Consider the following 21,051-nt stretch of genomic DNA (forward strand, 5'->3'; position numbering starts at 1 on the left):
ATTTTAGGCTCCCAGAGTCTGAATAAGCATGCGTATGCCGGTTATCATTAAGACAACGGCAAAGGCGCGTTTTAGTTGTTTTTGATCCAGCTTGCTACCAATTTTTACGCCAATAGGCGCAAATAAAATAGTTAGCGGAATAATAAGAAAAAAGGCAGGGAGGTTAACCAACCCCCACGTACCTAGGGGAGCATCGGTTGGCGTTGTGCCAATACTTAATAAGGTAATAACGCCAGGTAGTGCAATCAATAAACCAAAAACGGCCGCAGTACCTACTGCAACATGGGCGCGTACATTAAATGCGTTTAGCATAGGTACGCCAATAGTGCCGCCACCTATGCCAATCATTACCGACAAACCACCTACAATACTTGCCATAACCCCTTGACCAAATTTTCCTGGCAGTTGTTTTACAAGCGCGGGTGCGCCGGCTCTAAATAGCATGTTTAAACTGACTAAAATAGCAATACAGGCAAACATAAGTACCAGTGCATTACCGCGTATTGAGTGCGCTAAGTAGCTGCCTACAACGGCCATAACTAAAATAAATGGTGCCCAGTATTTTATTAGCGCAAGGTCAATATTCCCTTTGCTATGATGCGAGCGAATAGATGAAAGCGAAGTAGGTACTATGGTTGCAAGTGATGTAGCGGTGGCTATCATCATTGCCGACTCTGGGCTTACGCCAAAACCTTGCAGTAAAAAATACAGCACAGGGACGATAACAATACCGCCGCCTACACCAAAAAGTCCTGCTAAAATACCGGCAAAAATACCGGTTGCTATTAAGGCTACTATAATTGGCCATTGATTTATTATTTCTGACATTGTGTTCCTGCTGTAGTTACTGTTGCACGTCCATCTGAACGAGGATCTGTTGCAGCTTCAAGGCTTGTAGGTGTATCTAAAATAGCCCCAGCGTGCCCCATCATTTCGTTATTATTATCAACGCTTACCCAATCGTGGTCACGTTGATTTAATTCATGTTCTATATGAAAAACTAACTCTTTTTCAATTTTTAAATTTGTACTCGTATCGCCCCATGTTCGTCCAAGTAACCAACGAGGGTCGCTAATTGCTTGTTTTATAGATTTATTTCGCCACGCGTAGCCTGCAAAAACAGCGGCTTGAGTTTGTGGCTGCCCTTCACCGCCCATTGTTCCGTAAGCAAGTCGACGACCATCGCTAAACTTTGCCAGTGCTGGGTTAAGTGTATGAGCGGGCTTTTTATTTGGAGCAAGGGCGTTGGTATCTTGATTGTTTAAACTAAAGCTTAAACCACGGTTATTCCACACAAAGCCGCCTTCACTCATTAATATTCCGCTGCCAAATTCCCAGTAAATGCTTTGAATAAAGCTGACTAATTGCCCGTTTTTATCTCTGGCTGCCATCCACACAGTATCGCCAGGCTCTGCGTTAAATGGCCATTTTTTGGCTTTGGCCATATCAATATTGTTAGCAAGTTCGCTTAAGCGATTATCGGTTAGTGCGTTTTTATAATCGTCTCCTAATGCTTCAGGGTCAGCCCAAAGGGTAGGGCGATGGGTAAAGCTTTGTTTAGTTGCCTCAACAATTAAATGTGTCCAGTCGGCATCGGTTTTAGCTAAATGCTTTAACTTATTTACGGCACCAATTATTTGTAGTGAATGCACGCCCTGTGTTGGCGCGGGTAAGTTGTAGCAATCAATACCACTGAGGTTTGCATTTAGCGCAGTAACTACCTCGGCTTTAGTATTTGCAATGTCACCTGCGGTAATTGAGCTGCCTGCTTTTGCTAAGTCGGCGGCAAATGAGTTGGCAAGTGCGCCTTCATAAAATGCGTTTAAGCCATGTTTTGCTAGGTATTCAAACGTTGCTGCAAGTTTAGGGTTTTTAAAATGTTGACCTGCTTGCAAGGGCTTGCCATTGGGTATGTAGAGGCTTTTAAACGCCTCATTGGTATTGTTAGCAGTGGCTAGTTTTTCGCAGCCTGCTTGCAAGCTTTTTGTAACTGTAAAGCCCTCGCGCGCAAGCTCAATAGCGGGTGCTAAAATTTGTGACAGTGGTAGTGCTGCGTGCTCATCTAGTTCAAGCGCCTTTTGCCAACCGCGAATTGTACCCGCTTGAGTCAGTGCGCTTAACCCGCCGCGCTCTGGTATTTGCGCGAGCGAGTTATAGGGCGTTGTATTAGTTGCTGCACGGCCGCAGGCGTCAATAGCGGTAGGCGTTTTTTGGTTTGGGTTATCGATAAGCCAAAAGCTGTCGCCACCAATTGAGTTCATATGTGGATATACAACGCTAATAGCAGCGGCAGCCGCTACCATAGCCTCGGTAGCTGTACCGCCTTGTTTTAGTATATTTATACCCGCCTCAGTGGCCGAAAAATGAGACGCGGTAAATGCAATGTTGTGTGTGGTCATGCCGGTGTGTCCTGTTTAAAGTGTGCAGCTAGGTGCTTAACGCAAGCAAGTAGGCTTTTATCGTTACCGTGGCTCATCATTAATGAAAAACCATACGGATGATCATTTGCTAAATCAGCCAGCGGTAAATGCACTTGCGCTGAGCCACTAAGCCCTGCAATTGCCGAAAGCGTAATAATTTGCATACGTAAGGCGCTTGTGTCGGCGCCTAATTTAGGTGCGGTTGTGGGGGTGGTTGGCAAAAATAAACAGCTGTTTGTATTTAGGTTTTTAGCTATTAGTGTTTGCCATTGGGTTTGTACTTTTAGTGCTTCTTGTTCTTCTTGAACAGTTAGGGCAAGCGCCATATTAAAACGTGCCGCAATTGCTGGAGCAAACTGGGGAAGTTGCCCCGGCAATTGAAGCCAGTCTTTATGCGTTTTTGCGATTGCTCGCCCTTGCAGTACTCTAAAACTATCAGCAAGTTCATTTAATAAGCTGCTGTTAGGTAGTTCAAATTCTTTATGGTGCTTAAAATTAGGCTTGGTTTTTTCAAGCAATTGTTTAAGTGGGGCTTGTAAAACAGGGTCAACGAGTTCAAATAACGGCTCGCAAATAACTAAGGTATCAACGTTATTAATAGCTTGATTTGGTAGCAGTACATTACCTACATCGCTTAATAGCTCGGCGCTTTGGGTAAGCCAACCTATGGTATCAAAAGGCGGAGCCAACGGTATTAGGCCGTCTTTTTCAATCACGTTATGGCTTGGCCTTATGCCATATAAACCACAATAGCTGGCGGGTATTCTAATTGAGCCGCCGGTGTCGGTGCCTAAGCCAATATCAGCTAAGTTAGCAGCAACTGCAGCAGCAGACCCCATACTCGAACCACCGCAAGCATGCCCTTTTAATTTAGGATTTTGCGCAGCGCCATAATGTATATTATTACCCTCTAAGCTATAAGCCAGCTCGTCAGTATGGGTAAAGCCTATAAAGTTACAACCAGCGGTCATGAGCTTATTAACCGAGCTTGCCGTATTTTGAGCCGGTTTAGCTGTTTTAAACCAGTGTGGGTTGCCTGCGCTGTTACGCTCTCCCTTTACTGCAAATACATCTTTTACAGCTAAGCGATTGTTTGCAAGCACTCCAGAGTGGTTTGTTTGCCACAGGGTAGGACCGTGATTGCAAAATATACCTTTGTTGTTTTTTTTATCACTCATTTGCAGCTCATTATTATAAAACTGACCAAGTACTTACTTATTAAGTTAAGAGTGATTAAAAAGCGGGCTGGCTATTATTATTATGAATACCAATTTTATTAAAAACATGATCATTTTATCGGATTAAATAGCGCACTCACTGCGTCATTTTCTTCGCGTTATAATAGATCACTAATTTAATGCAATTGCTAAGGCTCCGCTTTTTAATCGGTAGTTTTGATTTTATAGTACTTAGACTAAGCAAGAGGAATGCCATAAATTAAAATCCTGTCCAACTGGTCAGGTTTTGTTGGGTTGTATGAGATTTGCAAATGTGGGCTGTAGAAATAGTGAGATTAAAATGAGCTAAAACAAACCAACTTGGTGCGTAGGTGCACCAAGTTGGTCTCTATTTATATGGTTTTGAGTGCTAAATAAGGGGCGTTTTACTGATGATTAAACCATTAATATCGGCGTAAACCCAATCGTTAGGTTCTATGGTGGTGCTAAGCATGGTAATAGCTTGGTTTTTATCACCAAAGCCGCGCTTTAAGGTACTACGCGGTGTAGAGCCAAGCGCCATTACAGGTAAGTTCATCGTGGCAAGTATTTCTATATCTCGGCAACAGCCATTTATTATTACGCCTTCCCAGCCATTATTTAGGGCACGCTCAGCCATAATATCGCCTATAAACGCAAAGCGTTTGCTCGCAAACCCGTTTATAACCAATACTTTACCTTCACCATTTTCATGCAATATATCGGCGGCAAAAGAGTTGTCTTCTGGGCAGGTAACGGTAACTACTTTGCCATAAAACGTGGTTTTTTTACCAAAGTGATAAAGGCCGCTGTCTGTTACTTGCACGTTATCGCGATGATCGTCAAATAAATCGGGTGTAGTAAAGGATGTCATGGGTTAAGTCTCACTTTGCTCAGGTATTTTAAGACCAATACCTTTTAAAATTATGTGGGCAATTGATTGCGTAATTTGTGCCACATCGGTTTCGTCGTACTCTAATTTGTTCATTACGAGTAAAACCTCAGCCTGAAAGTCGGCGTAATATTGCGTGGTAGACCAAATAGTAAAGAGCAAATGGTAGGGATCAACCTTATCCATTTTATCAGCGTCCATCCATGCTTGAAGTACATCAACCTTTTGTTTAACCCAAGGGCGGGTATTGGTTCTAAAGTAGTTTTGTAAATAGGGTGCACCGCGCAGTATTTCACTGGCAAATAAGCGAGATTGCATTGGCTGATTTACGGCCAGTATTACTTTGCTTTTAATATAGTTATAAAGCACGGTAGCTGGATCGTCGTTAATTGTGACGTTATCGAGCCCTAAGTTCCAATTAGCTATTATGCGGTCAATCACAGACTCGTACAGACCATCCTTACTTTTAAAGTAATACAAAATATTAGCTTTTGGCACCTGCGCTTCTTTAGCAACCATGCTCATACTTGCTCCGTCGTAACCTAATTGCGAAAACAATTGCTCGGCGGCATCTAAAATTAGTTTTTGGTTTTTCTCGCGTGTGACTTCTTTTTTATTTGGCTTTATTTGTGTGGTCATTATAAAGTTTGCGTGTTTAACGTATTGATTGATTGTAGCTTTACTGACCAAAAGGTCAATTACTAAAAAGGGTGAATGCTAAAAACAAATGAGAGGTTTAAGCTATTAACTTTAGGGTCTGTTGATCTTTGCGGATTAAAATTTGTTCAAACTAGGGGCTATTTAATCGCGGCGCGAGATTTGTAACCTAGTGGGCTAAGTAAAAACCGAGCAAAGCTTCCGCGTCCTGCTCACGCCCCTTACCTACATCCATGTAGGCAACAAAGAGTAAGTAGCCCCTAGGAAGAACCCTTTGGGCAGCGCCTGTTTGGCATTAATGCTACGTTATCGCCCATTACTGGGGAATAACCACACTATATAGGCTCTGCCTTGCCTAAATACCAAACAGACTGCTGCAAATTCAACCTTGAAAGAACAACAGACCCTTATTGTTTAATTAAATAATTACTGTTAGTTTAGTTTCAAATTTACGAGTAGTACTTTTGGATTGGCAAATGGATTTTATAAGCAAAAATAAATACACGCTTTATGGAGTCGCGGCCATATTACTGTGGAGTTGCTTAGTTGCATTACTACGAGATATTTCTGAGTTGTTTAGCCCCATTGGTGGTGCGGCGGCTATGTATTCTGTCAGTGCGATATTTTTAATTTTGGTTATGGGAGTGCCCAAGTTTAGTGGTTTTTCGAAACGTTACTTGGTAATAGGTACTTTATTATTTGTAGCGTACGAAATTTGCTTGGCGCTTTCTATTGGTATGGCAAACAGCCGTCATCAGGCAATGGAAATGGCGGTTATTAATTATTTATGGCCCACGCTGACTATATTGCTCTCTATTATTATTGGTCGTAAAAAAGTAAGTTACTGGGTTTACCCAAGCATGATCATTGCTTTTTTAGGCGTTGCTTGGTGTATTACGGGCGATCAAAAAATGTCACTCGATACGCTTGTTACTAACTTTGCTGATAATCCTGCTACTTATTTAATGGCATTAGCTGCAGCGTTTATATGGGCTATTTATTGCGTAGTTACGCAAAAGCTGAGTAATGGTAAAAATGCTATTACGTTATTTTTTACTGTCACGGCAATGAGTTTGTGGGCGCAATATGGTTTTAGTAATGAAGCACCATTAACGTTTTCACTGGGCTCAAGCATAACGTTGCTATTAGCTGGTGTAGTAGTGGGGAGCGGTTATGCACTGTGGAATCAAGCTATTATTGGCGGTAACTTAATGCTTTTGGGAACACTTTCGTACTTTACACCGGTGTTTTCTACTATTATTTCGGCGTTGTATTTATCTATTACGCTGAGTGCTTCGTTTTGGCAGGGGGTTGTACTGGTAACAGTGGGCTCGCTAATTTGCTACTTTGTAACGCGAGAAAAGCCTAAACAACCTCAAATAGCGTCTGCAACATAAGGCTAATTTTATTAAAAATAAGCCCTATTATTTTAGGGCTTTTTGTTGCGTGCAGATTATTTTGCATTATTTACCTGCGCTAGTAACTCTATAACTTTTTGTTGACCAAGTGTTTGTGCAAATTGCTCTGCTGTTTGACCGGCTTTGTTTTGATGCGCGTTGTCGCAATCAAGTGATACGAGTGTTTTAGCTATACTAAATTCACCTCTAAAAATAGCGGCCATTAGCGCTGTGTTGCCACGGTTATCTTCTAGACAGGCATTAGCGCCTAAGTGTAAAAGTGTGTTAACCGTGTTTTTATTACCATGGTAAGTAGCAATCATTAACGCGGTGTAGCCTTTATTGTTGTAGCTGTCGATAGGAATACCGGCATCTACAAATTGCTCTATTACAGCTGTGTCGTTTGTGCGTGCTGCGGCAAAGTAATAAGCAAATAAGCTATCGTATTGAGTTTTTGCAGAATGTTGGGTTTCAGATTGCGTACTGGGTGTTTGTGTATCTGATGTATTTTGAGCGTAAACGCTACTGGTAAAGCTCAGAAATAGAGCGACTATAATTAATAAATTACGCATAACAATTGTCTCTTATAAAAGAGGAAGGGTTTATTCCTTCCTCATGATTGTGGTTTAAATAGCTATTTAGTTGGGACTAATTGCTTTTAACTAGTTGCTTATAAGTTAGCGGCTAGTTGTTTAACCATTTTAAGGTCGCCGTTTACAGCTTTAGTTAAGCGTGTACCGTACTCACTATCAGCTTTGTAAAAGTGGCTAAGCATTTTGTGTTTAACACTGCTGTTTTGCACTTTGCCTAAATCGCCTGCTAGGTTATTAATTAGGTTTGTACGTTCTTGCTTGCTAAAACCACGGTATATAACACCTGCTTGCGCGAAGTTTTGCTGCTTTTTAATCGCAGCTTGTTGTACAAAGCCTTTTAGCTCTGTGTTACTTCTACGTGCAATTGGGTTTTCAGCTACGTTTTCTTGGCTTGGCTGGTAGTTCACATTGCTTGTAGTGTTACCAATATTCATTGCGCCGTCTTGGTTGTAGTTAACCACTTCAACTTTTGCACGGTTAATTGGCAGTTGCTGGTGGTTAGCACCTAGGCGGTACATTTGTGTATCAGCGTAAGAAAACATACGACCTTGTAATAGTCTGTCTTCTGATGGCTCAATACCTGGAATAATGTTTGCCGGTGCCATTGCTACTTGTTCCGTAGATTGGAAGAAGTTAGTTGGCATACGGTTTAGGGTCATTGTTCCTACTTTAGTTTCTTTAATGTCTAACCACATTTTTGTTGCATCTAACGGGTTGTAATCAAAGTCATCAAGCTGCGATGGATCAAGCGTTTTAATGTACAGATCCCATTTAGGGAAATTGCCTTTGCCAATTTCGCTGTAAAGGTCGCGTGTTAAGTGTTGGAAGTCTTGGCTTTGCACTTTAGCTACTTCTTTTGCGTCAAGGTTATCAATACCTTGTTGGCTTACCCAATGAAACTTAACGTATTTAACATCGCCCGATTTGTTAATCATTTTGTATGCATGTACACCCCAACCGTCCATTTTACGAAGACTTGCTGGTGTACCGTAGTCGCTGTAAACCCACGTTAGCATTTGTGTAGAACCTGGTTCGTGCGAGAAAAAGTCAAATACGCGGTTAGGATCTTGAATATTATCAACCGGAGATGGTTTTAAAGAGTGAACCATGTCTGGAAATTTAATCGCATCGCGAATAAAGAACACCGGTAAGTTGTTACCTACTAAATCCCAGTTACCTTGGTCTGTGTAAAACTTAGTTGCAAAGCCACGTGGGTCACGCAGTGTTTCTGGGCTGCCTTTTGAGTGAATTACCGATGAAAAACGAACAAATACGTCTGTTTCTTTACCAGCTTGTGCAAACGGTGCTGCAATTGTTAAATCGTCTAGCTCTTTTGATGCTACAAACACACCGTGTGCGCCGGTACCACGAGCATGCACAACACGCTCAGGAATACGCTCACGTGCAAAGCGTTGCAGTTTTTGAATTAGTTGCACGTCTTCTAGTAATACACTGCCACGTTCGCCAGCAGTAATTGAATTTTGGTTGTCGCCAACAGCTGCGCCGTTATCTTTAGTAAGAGTTGTTGCTGCGCTTGCCGGTAATGCCATTGCAAGTGCCAGTGCAGTTAGTGTTAATTTTGTTTTGTTTATTTGAGTATTCATTGTCGACCTCATCTATTTAAAAGTGCCGGCAGTGGTGCAGGCTGTTAATCTGTTAACGATAGTATTAATTTTATTAACTTCGGTAAAACTGATTAATTAGATTGATGTGATTTGTAAAACAGATGGTATGAATTTGCAGATACACTTTTTACATTAATGTAATTTTTTTACTACGACCTTAGTCGCAATATGCTTTTATAAAATTTATTAAATACAAAGGTTTTTAGTTTTATCTGGCGGTATTTTCACCAAGCTGGTGCGTTTTATACTTACAGTGTGTTGACATATTCGCACAATAAAGGGAATATGCTCAACCAGTGAGCTTATGCTCACTGCTGGGTTGCACTAAAAAGTTGCACAATATTAATCGCGCTTAACTCGTTATACTTAAATTAGCTAAACCAAACAGTGTTAATAAGGTGACAAGATGAATACTAATATTGAGCTAGTGATATTTGATTGTGATGGCGTTGTTATTGATAGCGAAATTTTAAGCGCACAAGTACTCATTAATATGCTTGTTGAAAAAGGCGTTGAGATTGACCGCGCTTATGTACAGCAACACTTTTTAGGCTGCAACTTTAAAACAGTAAGCCAAAAAATAGCGGATGCATTTAATGTCACTCTTCCTGAAAGCTTTGAAGGTGACTACCGCGAGGCACTATTAAACGAATTTGAAACCGGACTAACCACGACTGATGGTATAGAAGACGTACTTAACAATTTAGCTGTGCCTATTTGTATAGCTACTAGCAGCAGCCCAGCACGCACCGCAAAAGCGTTGAGCGTAGTGAGTTTAAGTAAGTACTTTAGCGATACGGTTTTTACCAGCAGCGAAGTTAAGCGTGGTAAACCGGCGCCTGATTTATTTTTACATGCAGCTAAGCGAATGGGTGTAAAGCCAGAGCATTGCTTAGTAATTGAAGACAGTAAAGCCGGCGTAAATGCAGGAATTGACGCCAATATGCAAGTACTGCATTACAGCGGTGGGCAACATATGCAAGGCTCTGTTAATCATGTACACAGTGCTTACCCAAATGTTGATCATTTAACGCATTGGCAAGATTTTTTTAGTGCATACCCTGCACTTAAAAAGCAGTAAACACGCAGCTTTTTAAATAAACAAAGTTTTAAACGCGATTTGCTCGCCTTACACACTGACAGGCAAGCAAACGCAAAATATAAATGTAGATGGTTTTGCTTTACTAAAAATAAAACAAAACATGGCAAAAGATCATGCGTTTATAAGCCAAATTATAAAAGGCAAAGTATTTAGGTACTATACCAATCTGCTTGAATATGGGGTTTATTTAACGATAAGAAAATTGCACTGTAACTAGGCAAAAATTTTTATATCTAGTTGTTCTAAATATAAAATTTTTAACGACGTTATGGGGTAATTTAACTCGTTAAATTATTCAAATAGTTATGCAGATTGGTATCAAATGCTTTGCTGTTAACAATAGGAAATACCATGGCAACGAGTCCACACACACAAACATTTAAAGATGTAAACGAAGAGCAACTTCCTGTTGCTAATAATAAGCTTCACGGCTGGAAGCATTTTGCAGGGCTATACGCCGGCGAACATGTTGCGGCTACTGAATTTGTTATTGGTGCAACGTTTGTTGCATTAGGCGCTTCAACCATCGACATTCTACTGGGTTTATTAATAGGTAACCTGTTAGCAATGTGTTCTTGGTGGCTGATTACTGCACCCATTGCAGTAGAAACCCGCTTAAGTTTATATAACTACTTAAACAAAATTGCTGGTAACTCAATGACCAAGCTCTATAACTGGGCTAACGTGGTTATTTTTAGTGTTATATCGGCCGCGATGATCACGGTATCCTCCACCGCCGTGCGGTTTTTGTTTGATATACCTGCGCAACTTGATTGGTATCCAAATAGCTTTTGGTTTGTAGCCATTGTTTTAGCTGTTGGCTCCATTGTTGTATTTGTTGCGATGTATGGCTTTTCTACGGTTGCTGACTTTTCAAAGCTGTGTGCGCCGTGGCTATTTGTCATATTTATTGCAGGCTCGTTTGCGTTATTCCCTGAGCTTTCAAATCACGTATTAGGTTCTACCTCTTTAACTAGCTTTAGCGACTTTATGACCATAGGCGACTCCTCCATATGGACGGGCACCAATGCCGATGGTGAAAAGGGCATTGGCCTATTAGAAGTGATTGGCTTTGCATGGGCTGCTAACTCAATAACTCACTTTGGTTTAATCGACATGGCTATTTTTAGATTTGCTAAACGCAAAAGCTATGGTTTGTTTTCTGGTGTGGGCATGTTTTTTGGTCATTACTTAGCGTGGATCTCTGCCGGTATTATGGGCGCAGGTGTTGCGGTATTACTTAAAACAACTATTTCATCACTTGATCCGGGCGATGTTGCATACCATGCATTAGGTTGGACTGGCTTTGTTATTGTAATTATTGCCGGTTGGACTACAGCTAACGCAAACCTTTACCGTGCAGGCCTTGCAGCTCAATCTATATTTGTTAATCAATCACGTGAACGCACCACCGCTATTGTAGGTGTTGTAACCGTAATTATTGCATGTTTCCCGTTTGTATTTTCTCAAATGCTTCCGCTACTTACTTACGCAGGCTTATTAGTTGTACCAGTAGGCGGCATTGTGTTTGCTGAGCATGTGTTATTTCCTAAAATTGGCCTAACACGTTACTGGGCTAAATATAAAAATATTACCCGCAGCGTACCGGCTATAGCATCTTGGGCGTTAGCACTTGTGTTTGGCTTTGGCTTAAACGCAATTGATGTAATGTCGTTTTACTACTTATTTATTCCTACATGGATTTTCACCATTGCTGTTTACACGCTTTTAGCTAAAAAATACGGCGCTGGTGACGATTACACACAAGAGATTGCAGCAGAAAAGCAAGAGCAACGTGATATTAAAGAATATCAAGCAGCTGAGGCTAAAGACATTCCAAAGCCAGTAATTGACAGCTCTGTATTTACCAAAGTACTTAACGCGGTTTCTACTGTTTCGTTGGTTATTATTTTTATATTTGCCAGCCAAGTGATGTTTTTCAGTGAAACTATGAGTATGTACAGCGCTAATAAATCGCAATTCGAAATAGCCTGTTTTATTTGTACTGTTATTTATTTTGTTACTGCGTACTGGTCGTTAAAACGCCATAAAGTACTCAATACAGCATCGTAATTATTTATCGTAATACAGTATCGTAATTTATATTTTATCTTTGTTTAGTAAGGTCACACCATGACACAATACCAACACACTGACGCTCTAGTTACAGGGCTAAACCAACAGAGCTTGGCCCAATTACCAAGCCATGTTGATACACCAACCTACGACCGTAGCGCAGTTAAAGCCGGTATTGTACATATTGGTGTGGGCGGTTTTCATCGAGCTCACCAAGCAGTGTATGTTAACGAGCTTTTAAAAACTCCGGGCTCTGAGCAATGGGGTATATGTGGTGTTGGCCTTTTAGAGGGTAACCGTGGTCTGCGTGATATTTTAAAGCAGCAAGATTACCTTTACACGCTTACTGTTAGACACCCAGACGGTACAATAGATAACAAAGTAATTGGCTCAATGATCGACTTTTTGTTTGCTCCAGAGGACAAACAAGCGGTAATTAATAAGTTAGCGCACAGCGATACTAAAATTGTGTCGCTTACTATTACCGAAGGCGGCTACAACTTTAACCCTGCAACGGGCGAGTTTGATTACAGCAATCCAGATATTATTAACGACATTAATAACCCGAACGACCCAATTACAGCGTTTGGTTACATTACGGCTGCGTTAAAACTTCGTAAAGAGCAAGGCCAAGGTGCGTTTACAGTACAGTCGTGCGATAACATTCAGCACAACGGTAACGTAACACGCAAAATGCTTTTAGCCTTTGCTACAGAGCAAGACAAAGACCTAAGTGAGTGGATTGAGCAAAACGTATCGTTTCCAAATGCGATGGTTGACCGTATTACACCGGTATCTAAAAAGAGTGATATTGATTACGTGGTTGATGCATATGGTGTTAGTGACGAGTGGCCAATTACCTGTGAGTCATTTACACAATGGGTAATAGAGGACACATTTAGTGACTCTCGTCCAAATTGGGATGTTGTTGGTGCACAGTTTGTTACTGATGTAACGCCTTATGAAACCATGAAAATACGTTTACTTAATGCAGGGCATTCTGTGCTTGGTTTATTAGGTTCAATCCATGGCTATGGCACTATTGACGAAACGGTATCTGATGAATTATTTGCCACATACCTGCGTGCTTTTATGGATAAAGAAGTAACGCCAAATCTTGAACCACTTGAAGGCATTGACCTTGAAAGCTACAAAGATACGTTAATAGAGCGTTTTGCTAATCCTAATATTAAAGACAGCCTAGCGCGTATCTGTAGTGAAAGCTCAGCTAAACTGCCTAAGTTTTTAATTGCCACAATTAACGAAAACCTAGTACAAGGTCGAGATGTATCACTGGCAACGCTTGTTATTGCAACTTGGTGTTTATACAGCGATAAGGGTTTAAGTGAAAACGGCGAAAAGCTTGAAATTCAAGATGCGATGCACAAAGAGCTTAATTCTTACGCGCAAGAGACTCAAACTAGCCCGATTGCATTTTTAAAGTTAACGAGCTTGTTTGGTAAGCTTGAGCATAACGAAACGTTTACTGCTGAATATAAAAAGTCGATTACTGCGTTGTATGCACCTAATAGTAAAATTAAAGCCATTATGCAGGCTGTACTTGATCAAAAGAGTAACTAATTATGAGCATTTTAATTAATCATAAATCAGGCGAAAACGTAAGTGTTAGCTGCTTTGGCGAAGTGCTGTGGGATTGTTTTGATTCAGGTAAACGCTTAGGTGGCGCGCCACTTAATATGTGTGTGCGTATTAACTCACTAGGCATTAAAGCCGACATGATCAGCGCTGTTGGTAACGACGAGTTAGGCGCTGAGCTACTAGGCGAAATTACTAGCAAAGGAGTAAGCTGCGAATACATTGCTATTAATAGTGACAAAAAAACTAGCACGGTTGAGGTAACGCTCGACAGTGGTGGCTCTGCAAGTTATGAAATAGTGGCAGACTCTGCGTGGGATAATATAGCGCTTACCGATGAGTTACTTAGTAAAGTTAAAAGTAGCGATGTATTTGTATTTGGCAGCCTAATTGGGCGAAGCGAAGCGTCTTTAGCAACATTAAATCAACTAGTTGATGTAGCAAACTTTAAAGTATTTGACGTAAATCTACGTGCACCGCATTACAAGCTAGAAATACTTGTAGATTTAATGAATAAAGCAGACTTTATTAAGTTAAACGATGAAGAGCTATACGAAATTGCAAAAGCGATGGGTTGTAAGTTTCATTCGCTTGAACAAAATTTAGCGTTTATAGCACAGCAAACAAATACCGATTACTTATGTGTAACCAAAGGTAGCCACGGTGCTTTATTAACAATCAAAGGCGAGAATTTTTATAATTCAGGTTATTTAATTAGCGTAATTGACACTGTTGGCGCAGGGGATTCGTTTTTAGGTTCGTTAATTTATCAGCTTTGTAGCAACGACGACGCGCAATATGCCGTTGACTTTGCATGTGCCGTTGGAGCAATGGTCGCCGAAAGTTCTGGTGCAACACCTACTTTAACGCATCAACAAATTAGTGAGTTTATGAACCCACTTTAAAAAAACATTGTGTGTGAAAGCGGTTATACGTAAAAGTTTAACCGCTTTTTTTGTGCCTAAAATAAGACATAGGCGATAAGTGAGTGTTAAGTGCGCAGGTTGCGTAAATAGTGGCTTATATCGATTATTGTATTAGCTAAACGTCTTATTGTTTGAGGGTTAAAGCTTTGTTATCGTTCGTCGATTATTCACGGATTGAAAAGGCGGGGCGACACACAATGCGCTCTATAACTAAAATACAAAAAGAGAAACGTGCTTTATGATCATCTTTTTTATCTGCCTCACTATTTTAATACTGGGCTATAAGTTTTACAGCCCATTTGTTGAAAAACAAGCCGGTTTGGATTCAACTGCTGACACACCACAAAAACGCTTTAGCGAAGGTGTTGATTACGTAGCTATTCACCCTGTACGAGCATTTTTAATTCAGTTTTTAAACATTGCTGGCGTAGGTCCAATATTTGGCCCAATTTTAGGTGCTTTATACGGACCCGTTGCACTAGTATGGATTGTACTTGGTAATGTTTTAGGTGGAGCTGTACACGACTTCTTCTCAGGTGTAATGAGTATAAAAGAAGACGGTAAAAGCCTACCAGAAATCGCAGGCCATTATTACAACGTCGTATTTAAAGGCTTTATGCTTGTATTTACTGCCATGCTACTGTTTTTTGTAGGTGTAGTATTTATTATGAGCCCTGCAGGTTTGCTAAGTAACCTTGATTTTTTTGAAGGTACAATACTGGCAAACAACACCTTTTGGGTACTTGCTATTTTAGCGTATTACTTTTTAGCTACCTTGCTACCAATTGATAAAATTATCACTAAGTTTTACCCAATTTTTGGTGCGCTAATGATTGTAATGACAGTGGCAATTGCTATTTCATTACTTATTAATGCGCCGCACTTACCTGTACCAAGTGACTTTTTAGCTTACTTTGAAGCTGATCACGCACATGACTTTTTAGAGCCAAACCCAGATGGATTACCAACATGGCCACTGTTATTTATAACAATTACCTGTGGTGCTATTAGTGGTTTTCACTCTACTCAAGCGCCTATTATTGCGCGCTGTTTAACTAACGAAAAATACGTACGTCCAGTTTATTACGGCGCTATGATGTGTGAAGGTATTGTAGGTTGTGTATGGGCACTTGCTGGTATTGCAGCGTTCCCAGATGGTTACGCAGGCTTAAAAGCATTGCTTGACCAAGGTGGTCCAGGCTTAGTTGTTAACCATGTAGCTAACAGTTACTTAGGCGTATTTGGCGGTATAATGGCAATTATTGCAGTAGCCGTATTCCCAATTACTTCTGGTGATACAGCGTTCCGCTCATTACGTTTAACTGTTGTTGATGCGTTTAATATTCCACAAAGTTTACGTAATCGCTTATTAGTGGCGGTGCCTATACTTGCTATAGCGTACTTTATGACTAAGCTCGATTTCTCATTAATTTGGCGCTACTTTGCATTTTCAAACATGCTGCTTTCTACAAGCGTATTATGGCTTGCTACTAAGTACTTGTTTGACCGTGGTACATTCCATTGGATTGCCAGTGTTCCTGCTGTTATAGCAACAGCGGTAACGGTTTCTTATATTGGCACTGCAGCAATTGGTCTTAACTTATCAAGCGATTTAGGTAAACCTATTGGCGCTGTAGTAACAGTGATTGGCTTAATTGTTTTAGCAATTGTGCACTCTAAGCATAAAGTTAAACCAACAGCGGTTTAATAATCACATAAGTTATTTCAAGCATTAAAAAAGCGAGCTATTGATAATCAATAGCTCGCTTTTTTTGTGTACTAAATTTAGGTATTACTGAGTTGCAAGTTCAAAGTAACTATTATCGTCGAGCGTTTTGCTTATCATCATAGCGCCCTCAAGCAGGCTCACTGTTTGAATAGCTGCTTGAGCGGGGTTAGGCTCACCATTAGTTAAGTGTGCAACGCTAAGCCATGTTAGGTTTTGATTAAAAAAGCGTTTTACTTCAAGGCGTACTTTATCTGGAAGGCTATCGCTTTCGGCTCCTAGTAACCCACATAAACACATTTTTTTATCGGTTACTAATGCACGTCTAAAAAGCTGAGTGTACACATCAATAGGATTTTTACCGCTTGCTTTAAGCTCGCTTGGCTCGCCTAACGCAGATAAAAAAGAATTAGTATATTGATGAGCAAGCTCAGCACCTAAATCGGCCTTAGTCGCAAAGTGATAGTGCACACTGGCGCTTTTAATGCCGACTTCGCAGGCGAGCTCTCTAAAACTAAAATTACTGTATCCGCCAAGGCGCACCTTGTTTTCAGCTGCTTTTAATAAAGCTTCTTTTTTACTCATTTTTAATATTTCCTATCTGCAGTAACACCAGTTTTATTAAAAACATGATCATTGTATCGCATTAAATAACACACTAACTGCGTTAAAAATTATTCATACAGAATAACTAGATGTCATGATTTTCGCCTCGTTATTGCGCTATTTTCCTAGCGCAATAATAGATCACTTATTTAATGCAATTGGTACAGCAAAATTATCGACCAGTAGGTAGTTATTTACAAGTGTTTTTACTTTTAAGCAACTCCATAATTTTATTATGAATTAAGTTAAATCCCATAAATCAGAAAAATTTAAACGTTGACTTAAATTTAGTTTAATATTATAAATTACCTATCGATAGGTAGTCTCCGCCGTTGGCTCACTTTTAAACAATAAAGATAGAGATTGCTATGAAAATTTATGATGTAGAAAACTTTCCAAATCCACTTCGTGTTCGTATCGCTTTAGCTGAAAAAAATGCCACTTCAAATGTTGAGTTTGTACCTGTTGATTTATTAAATGGAGAACACAGAACAAAAGCCTTTTTAGCTAAAAATCCATTAGCAGGTGTACCCGTATTAGAGCTAGATGACGGCACGTTTATATCAGAAAGTACCGCTATTACTGAGTATATTGATACCGCATTTGAAGGCCCATCTTTAATGGGTGAAACCGCAAAAGAGCGTGCAGTAATTAACATGATGCAAAAGCGCGCAGAATCTATGGTGCTTGACGCTGTGGCAACTTACTTTCATCATGCAACTGATGGCTTAGGTCCTGAGCTTGAAACATATCAAAATGTGGCTTGGGGTGAAAAACAAGGCGAAAAAGCGCGCCAAGGGTTTAGCTATTTTAATGATGTACTAGCGCAATCGGCGTTTGTTGGCGGCGAGCAGTTTAGTATTGCTGATATTACATTGTATGCTGGGATGGTATTTGCTGGATTTGCACAAATAGCAATCCCGAATGAGTTAACCCATTTAGTTGCATGGCAAGAAAAAGTAGCAAAACGCCCAAGTGTTGCGGCTTAATTAGGTTGTTAGTTTAAAATTTAAGTGGAGTTACGGTTAGGAGCCAAATATGAAAATTGCTGCCGATTTTAGTAAACGAGTTGTGGTACATAGCGAATCACTTCCGTGGGTTGCATCGCCAATGGCGGGCGTTGATAGGCGAGCGCTCGATAGAGTGGGCGACGAAGTTGCTCGCGCAACGACCATTGTTCGTTATGCACCTGGGAGTGAATTTTCGCCGCATGTACATACAGGCGGTGAAGAGTTTGTTGTGCTTGAAGGGGTATTTCAAGATGAACATGGTGACTTTGCGGCAGGTTCTTATATCCGTAACCCACCGCAATCAAAGCACAAACCGGGGTCTGAAAATGGCTGCGTTATATTTGTAAAGTTATGGCAGTTTCAGCCAGATGATCGAACCCACGTGCGTTTACAAACGGACTTGATGCAAAGTACGGCGCACCCTAGTTTTAAAAATGTAGCCGTAACCCCTTTATACAAAGACGATTTTGAAGACGTAAGCTTGTTGGACTTTAAGCCCAACGCCTGCATGGTTATAAGCGCAAAAGGCGGAGCTGAGCTGCTAGTACTTGAAGGCTCATTTGATGAGCAAGCCGATACCCTTGTAAAAAACAGTTGGTTAAGAGTGCCTATTAATAGCTCTGTTAACGTTAAAGCGGGAAGTAATGGTGCAAAAGTATGGCTTAAAACGGGCCATTTAACTGATGTAGAAAACCAGATATCTCGCGTACAAAATGCGTAATTGAGTCGTTTATTTGAGACTATTTAATGATCTAGCTTAGAACTATTTATTGATTTAGTTCAGGACTATTTATTGATTTAGTTCAGGACTAATTAATTTTAGAAGGTGTACTTTTACCACTCAGCCTATTTAAGGAGAGCAGTAATGGTACACACAACACATGGTTTATCGATTGGTCTTGAACGTGCAGGAAGAGAGTTTTTTTTAAAACTTAAAGCCGTTGGTACGCTTACTCACGACGACTACAAAATAATTACCCCAATGATAAATTCAGCTCTTGGCGAAGTTAAGCACCCAGTTGTAAACGCCTTAATAGATGGTAGCGAGCTTGAAGGTTGGGAATTACGCGCAGCGTGGGACGACCTCAAGTTAGGTGTTAAGCACTCTAAAGAATTTAAAAAAGTAGCTATTTACGGTAATAAAGAGTGGCAAGCTCGAATGGCCAAAATAGGTAACTGGTTCATATCGGGTGAGGTTCAATACTTTGAAAATGCTACCGCAGCCATAGATTGGCTAGACGAATAATAAATCCCTTCTTTCAAAAAATAGCGCTTACAAAGCGCTATTTCAACTCTTAAATAAAGGACTTATAGCGAACGTTTAATAGTTTTCGCTTATTGTTAAGTATCAATTTTATCAAAATACGTTACTAAGCTATCAATAAATGAACGAAGTGCAAGTGACTGATGTTTCCTAGAGCGGTAAATACCGTATATGCTCAAAGTTTGTGGTTTAAGGTGTGGTAGTAAATGTATTAACTTTCCATTATTTATATATTTCTGCGCAGCAAACTTAGGTTGTAGAGTTATTCCTTGATTATTAAGAGCAGCTTTTAACAGTAAGCTCGAATCATTAGCACTGAAGTTACCAGCAATCGCTACAGATACGGGTTTTTCAGGGTGTGAAAAATGCCACATACTTTTTTCAAACCGTGAATAGTTTAAACAGTTATGACGACTCAAATCATCCGTAGTTATAGGCTTAGAGTTTTTTTCTAAATATTCTGGGCTTGCACATAATACTGAATGGCATTTCCCAAGTGGGCGAGCAATTATATTAGGATCTAAGTCATTGGTAATTCTAATTGCTAAATCTATTCGCTCTTCTACCAAATTTGTAACGTGATTACTAATTTGTACATCAATACTGACTTCGGGATGAGCGTGCAAGAATTGTTGCAACATATCTGGTAGTACATCATGTGCTAAAAAAGGCGAGCACGACAACCTAATTTGCCCGTTTAATCTGTTATTACTTTCTATTGGCGCACTGATGTTTTGGGCGATGGCAATGAGCTCTCGGCTATGATTAAGTACTTTTTCACCCTCTGACGTGAGTGTTATTTTTCTTGTTGACCGATGGAGTAGTTGGGTATTTGCCCACTTTTCCATTTGATTCAAATACCGTGTAACCATAGATCTAGACATATCTAAAGCACGGGCAGCACCGGCTAGACTTTTCTGCTCTACAATTTTTATAAATACATCAGCTGCAATAATTCTATCCATTCACTTTGCCTATATGTTCGATTTATGCAACAGATAGTTGCATTCTGCCTAGTTTTTCATTCTTAAATTGCAACATACAATAGCCTCATCTTAACGAAATAACAAACAGGCTACTGAGAATGAAAAAAGTTAAACACGTATTAGCAGCAACAGCTTTATTAGCAAGCACATTAATGCAACCGGTATTAGCGAAAAGTGAATTAGTTGTTGATGTATATAACCCACAAGACAAAAGTATTTTTGCTGTTTCATCAAGCATTATAAGTGGTGATAACGAAGTGTTATTAGTGGATGCCCAATTTCAGCGTAATGATGCACAAGCATTGGTTGAAAAAATAAAAGCGAGCGGTAAAACATTAACAGCTGTTTATATTAGTCACAGCGACCCTGATTTTTACTTTGGTTTAGATGTAATTAAAGCTGCTTTTCCAAAAGCAAAGTTATTAGCGACTAAATCAACAGTAGAGAATATTAAACGCTCAATGCAAGGAAAGTTAAATTATTGGGGGCCTATTTTAAAGAGCAATGCACCTAAAGAACTTATTTTGCCACAAGTAATGCTATCAAATAGCCTAACTATAGATGGGAAAGAAATTATTATTAAAAATTTACAGCATGATCCAAAGCATACTTACCTTTGGATCCCTTCTATAAAAACAGTGCTGGGTGGGGTTGTAGTATTTGATCAAATGCATGTGTGGTTGGCCGATTCGAGCACTGCTGCAGAGCGTCAAACTTGGCAGTCAACATTAGATAACATCGAGAATTTAAAACCTCAGACTGTTATTCCAGGTCACTTTTTACAGGGCAGTAAACAAGACCTTTCTGGTGTGTCATTCATGAAAGGGTACTTAAATAAAGCGGATAGCGCTGCAAAAAATGCAAAAAACTCAGCTGAATTTGTAGAGATCATGACTCAAGCTTACCCTGATTTAGGTGCAAGAAGCATTTTAGAGTTGGGCTCAAAAGTGGTTATGGGTGAGATGCAATGGCACTAAGC

Annotated in this window: 19 protein-coding genes; 10 read left to right on the plus strand and 9 right to left on the minus strand. The window is 40.1% G+C overall.

Translation table 11 applies throughout. The features are described from left to right. Positions 1-3: 3 nt before the first annotated feature. From H5160_RS13125 to H5160_RS13145, 5 genes are all read right to left on the minus strand, one after another. The gene (locus H5160_RS13125) at positions 4-828 is read right to left on the minus strand and encodes a sulfite exporter TauE/SafE family protein (RefSeq protein WP_007378545.1); all 825 of its coding nucleotides are present in this window, start codon (positions 826-828) and stop codon (positions 4-6) included. Continuing rightward, positions 816-2,399: a gamma-glutamyltransferase family protein gene (locus H5160_RS13130; RefSeq protein ID WP_182737718.1), complete on the minus strand. Its 1,584-nt coding sequence runs from the start codon at positions 2,397-2,399 to the stop codon at positions 816-818. Before H5160_RS13130 ends, H5160_RS13125 begins: the two co-directional genes overlap by 13 nt. After that, positions 2,396-3,598 carry an amidase family protein gene (locus H5160_RS13135; RefSeq protein ID WP_154902964.1) on the minus strand — a complete coding sequence of 401 codons (1,203 nt, stop codon included), beginning with the start codon at positions 3,596-3,598 and terminating at the stop codon, positions 2,396-2,398. Before H5160_RS13135 ends, H5160_RS13130 begins: the two co-directional genes overlap by 4 nt. Positions 3,599-4,007: 409 nt before the next feature. Further along, the gene (locus H5160_RS13140; RefSeq protein ID WP_182737719.1) at positions 4,008-4,490 is read right to left on the minus strand and encodes a putative 4-hydroxy-4-methyl-2-oxoglutarate aldolase; all 483 of its coding nucleotides are present in this window, start codon (positions 4,488-4,490) and stop codon (positions 4,008-4,010) included. Positions 4,491-4,493: 3 nt separating this feature from the next. Next, entirely contained in the window at positions 4,494-5,147 is a 654-nt protein-coding gene (locus H5160_RS13145) for a TetR/AcrR family transcriptional regulator (RefSeq protein ID WP_004334664.1), read from the minus strand. Between the two features lie 494 nt (positions 5,148-5,641). Between H5160_RS13145 and yddG the strand changes: the two genes are divergently transcribed. Then, positions 5,642-6,562 (plus strand): aromatic amino acid DMT transporter YddG, encoded by a 921-nt coding sequence (gene yddG / locus H5160_RS13150; RefSeq protein ID WP_182737721.1) that lies wholly within the window; start codon positions 5,642-5,644, stop codon positions 6,560-6,562. A gap of 56 nt (positions 6,563-6,618) precedes the next feature. Here yddG and H5160_RS13155 read toward each other — a convergent pair whose 3' ends face one another. Then, entirely contained in the window at positions 6,619-7,134 is a 516-nt protein-coding gene (locus tag H5160_RS13155) for an ankyrin repeat domain-containing protein (RefSeq protein ID WP_182737722.1), read from the minus strand. Between the two features lie 98 nt (positions 7,135-7,232). After that, the gene (locus tag H5160_RS13160) at positions 7,233-8,759 is read right to left on the minus strand and encodes a catalase (protein ID WP_039488381.1); all 1,527 of its coding nucleotides are present in this window, start codon (positions 8,757-8,759) and stop codon (positions 7,233-7,235) included. Positions 8,760-9,186: 427 nt separating this feature from the next. Here H5160_RS13160 and H5160_RS13165 point away from each other — a divergent pair, with 427 nt between their 5' ends. The 5 genes from H5160_RS13165 (at position 9,187) to H5160_RS13185 (ending at position 16,188) form a co-directional block, all read left to right on the plus strand. Next, positions 9,187-9,861: an HAD family phosphatase gene (locus H5160_RS13165; protein WP_182737724.1), complete on the plus strand. Its 675-nt coding sequence runs from the start codon at positions 9,187-9,189 to the stop codon at positions 9,859-9,861. A 372-nt stretch (positions 9,862-10,233) separates the two neighbouring features. Then, positions 10,234-11,955, plus strand: a complete 1,722-nt coding sequence (locus tag H5160_RS13170; protein ID WP_165723387.1) for a cytosine permease — start codon at positions 10,234-10,236, stop codon at positions 11,953-11,955. 60 nt (positions 11,956-12,015) lie between these two features. Next, complete coding sequence (locus H5160_RS13175; protein ID WP_182737725.1) at positions 12,016-13,539, plus strand: mannitol dehydrogenase family protein; 1,524 nt, start codon at positions 12,016-12,018, stop codon at positions 13,537-13,539. A 2-nt stretch (positions 13,540-13,541) separates the two neighbouring features. Beyond that, positions 13,542-14,459 carry a carbohydrate kinase gene (locus H5160_RS13180; protein ID WP_182737727.1) on the plus strand — a complete coding sequence of 306 codons (918 nt, stop codon included), beginning with the start codon at positions 13,542-13,544 and terminating at the stop codon, positions 14,457-14,459. Between the two features lie 259 nt (positions 14,460-14,718). After that, positions 14,719-16,188: a carbon starvation protein A gene (locus H5160_RS13185; RefSeq protein WP_004334688.1), complete on the plus strand. Its 1,470-nt coding sequence runs from the start codon at positions 14,719-14,721 to the stop codon at positions 16,186-16,188. Between the two features lie 84 nt (positions 16,189-16,272). Here the strand turns inward: H5160_RS13185 and H5160_RS13190 are convergent, their stop codons facing one another. After that, complete coding sequence (locus H5160_RS13190; RefSeq protein WP_182737728.1) at positions 16,273-16,791, minus strand: TetR/AcrR family transcriptional regulator; 519 nt, start codon at positions 16,789-16,791, stop codon at positions 16,273-16,275. Positions 16,792-17,180: 389 nt separating this feature from the next. On the opposite strand from H5160_RS13190, the gene H5160_RS13195 reads away from it, so the two are divergent. From H5160_RS13195 to H5160_RS13205, 3 genes are all read left to right on the plus strand, one after another. Beyond that, positions 17,181-17,801: a glutathione S-transferase family protein gene (locus H5160_RS13195; RefSeq protein ID WP_182673696.1), complete on the plus strand. Its 621-nt coding sequence runs from the start codon at positions 17,181-17,183 to the stop codon at positions 17,799-17,801. A 49-nt stretch (positions 17,802-17,850) separates the two neighbouring features. Continuing rightward, positions 17,851-18,543 (plus strand): cupin domain-containing protein, encoded by a 693-nt coding sequence (locus H5160_RS13200; RefSeq protein ID WP_024595730.1) that lies wholly within the window; start codon positions 17,851-17,853, stop codon positions 18,541-18,543. A 144-nt stretch (positions 18,544-18,687) separates the two neighbouring features. After that, positions 18,688-19,068 (plus strand): STAS/SEC14 domain-containing protein, encoded by a 381-nt coding sequence (locus H5160_RS13205; RefSeq protein ID WP_002960091.1) that lies wholly within the window; start codon positions 18,688-18,690, stop codon positions 19,066-19,068. Between the two features lie 95 nt (positions 19,069-19,163). Here the strand turns inward: H5160_RS13205 and H5160_RS13210 are convergent, their stop codons facing one another. Continuing rightward, a complete protein-coding gene (locus tag H5160_RS13210) occupies positions 19,164-20,051 on the minus strand; it encodes a LysR family transcriptional regulator (RefSeq protein WP_138490298.1) in 888 nt (295 codons plus the stop codon). A gap of 119 nt (positions 20,052-20,170) precedes the next feature. Here H5160_RS13210 and H5160_RS13215 point away from each other — a divergent pair, with 119 nt between their 5' ends. Then, on the plus strand, positions 20,171-21,049 hold the full coding sequence (locus tag H5160_RS13215; RefSeq protein ID WP_182737729.1) for an MBL fold metallo-hydrolase: 879 nt from the start codon (positions 20,171-20,173) through the stop codon (positions 21,047-21,049). Positions 21,050-21,051 lie beyond the last annotated feature (2 nt).

Source organism: Pseudoalteromonas sp. SG43-4 (assembly GCF_014164325.1).
In the GTDB taxonomy this organism is placed as follows: domain Bacteria; phylum Pseudomonadota; class Gammaproteobacteria; order Enterobacterales; family Alteromonadaceae; genus Pseudoalteromonas; species Pseudoalteromonas distincta.

Coding starts and splice junctions, on each gene's coding strand:
- H5160_RS13190 (WP_182737728.1), bottom strand. CDS start 16,791: ATGAGTAAAAAAGAAGCTTTATTAAAAGCAGCTGAAAACAAGGTGCGC.
- H5160_RS13205 (WP_002960091.1), top strand. CDS start 18,688: ATGGTACACACAACACATGGTTTATCGATTGGTCTTGAACGTGCAGGA.
- H5160_RS13170 (WP_165723387.1), top strand. CDS start 10,234: ATGGCAACGAGTCCACACACACAAACATTTAAAGATGTAAACGAAGAG.
- yddG (WP_182737721.1), top strand. CDS start 5,642: ATGGATTTTATAAGCAAAAATAAATACACGCTTTATGGAGTCGCGGCC.
- H5160_RS13145 (WP_004334664.1), bottom strand. CDS start 5,147: ATGACCACACAAATAAAGCCAAATAAAAAAGAAGTCACACGCGAGAAA.
- H5160_RS13140 (WP_182737719.1), bottom strand. CDS start 4,490: ATGACATCCTTTACTACACCCGATTTATTTGACGATCATCGCGATAAC.
- H5160_RS13180 (WP_182737727.1), top strand. CDS start 13,542: ATGAGCATTTTAATTAATCATAAATCAGGCGAAAACGTAAGTGTTAGC.
- H5160_RS13210 (WP_138490298.1), bottom strand. CDS start 20,051: ATGGATAGAATTATTGCAGCTGATGTATTTATAAAAATTGTAGAGCAG.
- H5160_RS13200 (WP_024595730.1), top strand. CDS start 17,851: ATGAAAATTGCTGCCGATTTTAGTAAACGAGTTGTGGTACATAGCGAA.
- H5160_RS13130 (WP_182737718.1), bottom strand. CDS start 2,399: ATGACCACACACAACATTGCATTTACCGCGTCTCATTTTTCGGCCACT.
- H5160_RS13135 (WP_154902964.1), bottom strand. CDS start 3,598: ATGAGTGATAAAAAAAACAACAAAGGTATATTTTGCAATCACGGTCCT.
- H5160_RS13160 (WP_039488381.1), bottom strand. CDS start 8,759: ATGAATACTCAAATAAACAAAACAAAATTAACACTAACTGCACTGGCA.
- H5160_RS13215 (WP_182737729.1), top strand. CDS start 20,171: ATGAAAAAAGTTAAACACGTATTAGCAGCAACAGCTTTATTAGCAAGC.
- H5160_RS13185 (WP_004334688.1), top strand. CDS start 14,719: ATGATCATCTTTTTTATCTGCCTCACTATTTTAATACTGGGCTATAAG.
- H5160_RS13155 (WP_182737722.1), bottom strand. CDS start 7,134: ATGCGTAATTTATTAATTATAGTCGCTCTATTTCTGAGCTTTACCAGT.
- H5160_RS13165 (WP_182737724.1), top strand. CDS start 9,187: ATGAATACTAATATTGAGCTAGTGATATTTGATTGTGATGGCGTTGTT.
- H5160_RS13125 (WP_007378545.1), bottom strand. CDS start 828: ATGTCAGAAATAATAAATCAATGGCCAATTATAGTAGCCTTAATAGCA.
- H5160_RS13175 (WP_182737725.1), top strand. CDS start 12,016: ATGACACAATACCAACACACTGACGCTCTAGTTACAGGGCTAAACCAA.
- H5160_RS13195 (WP_182673696.1), top strand. CDS start 17,181: ATGAAAATTTATGATGTAGAAAACTTTCCAAATCCACTTCGTGTTCGT.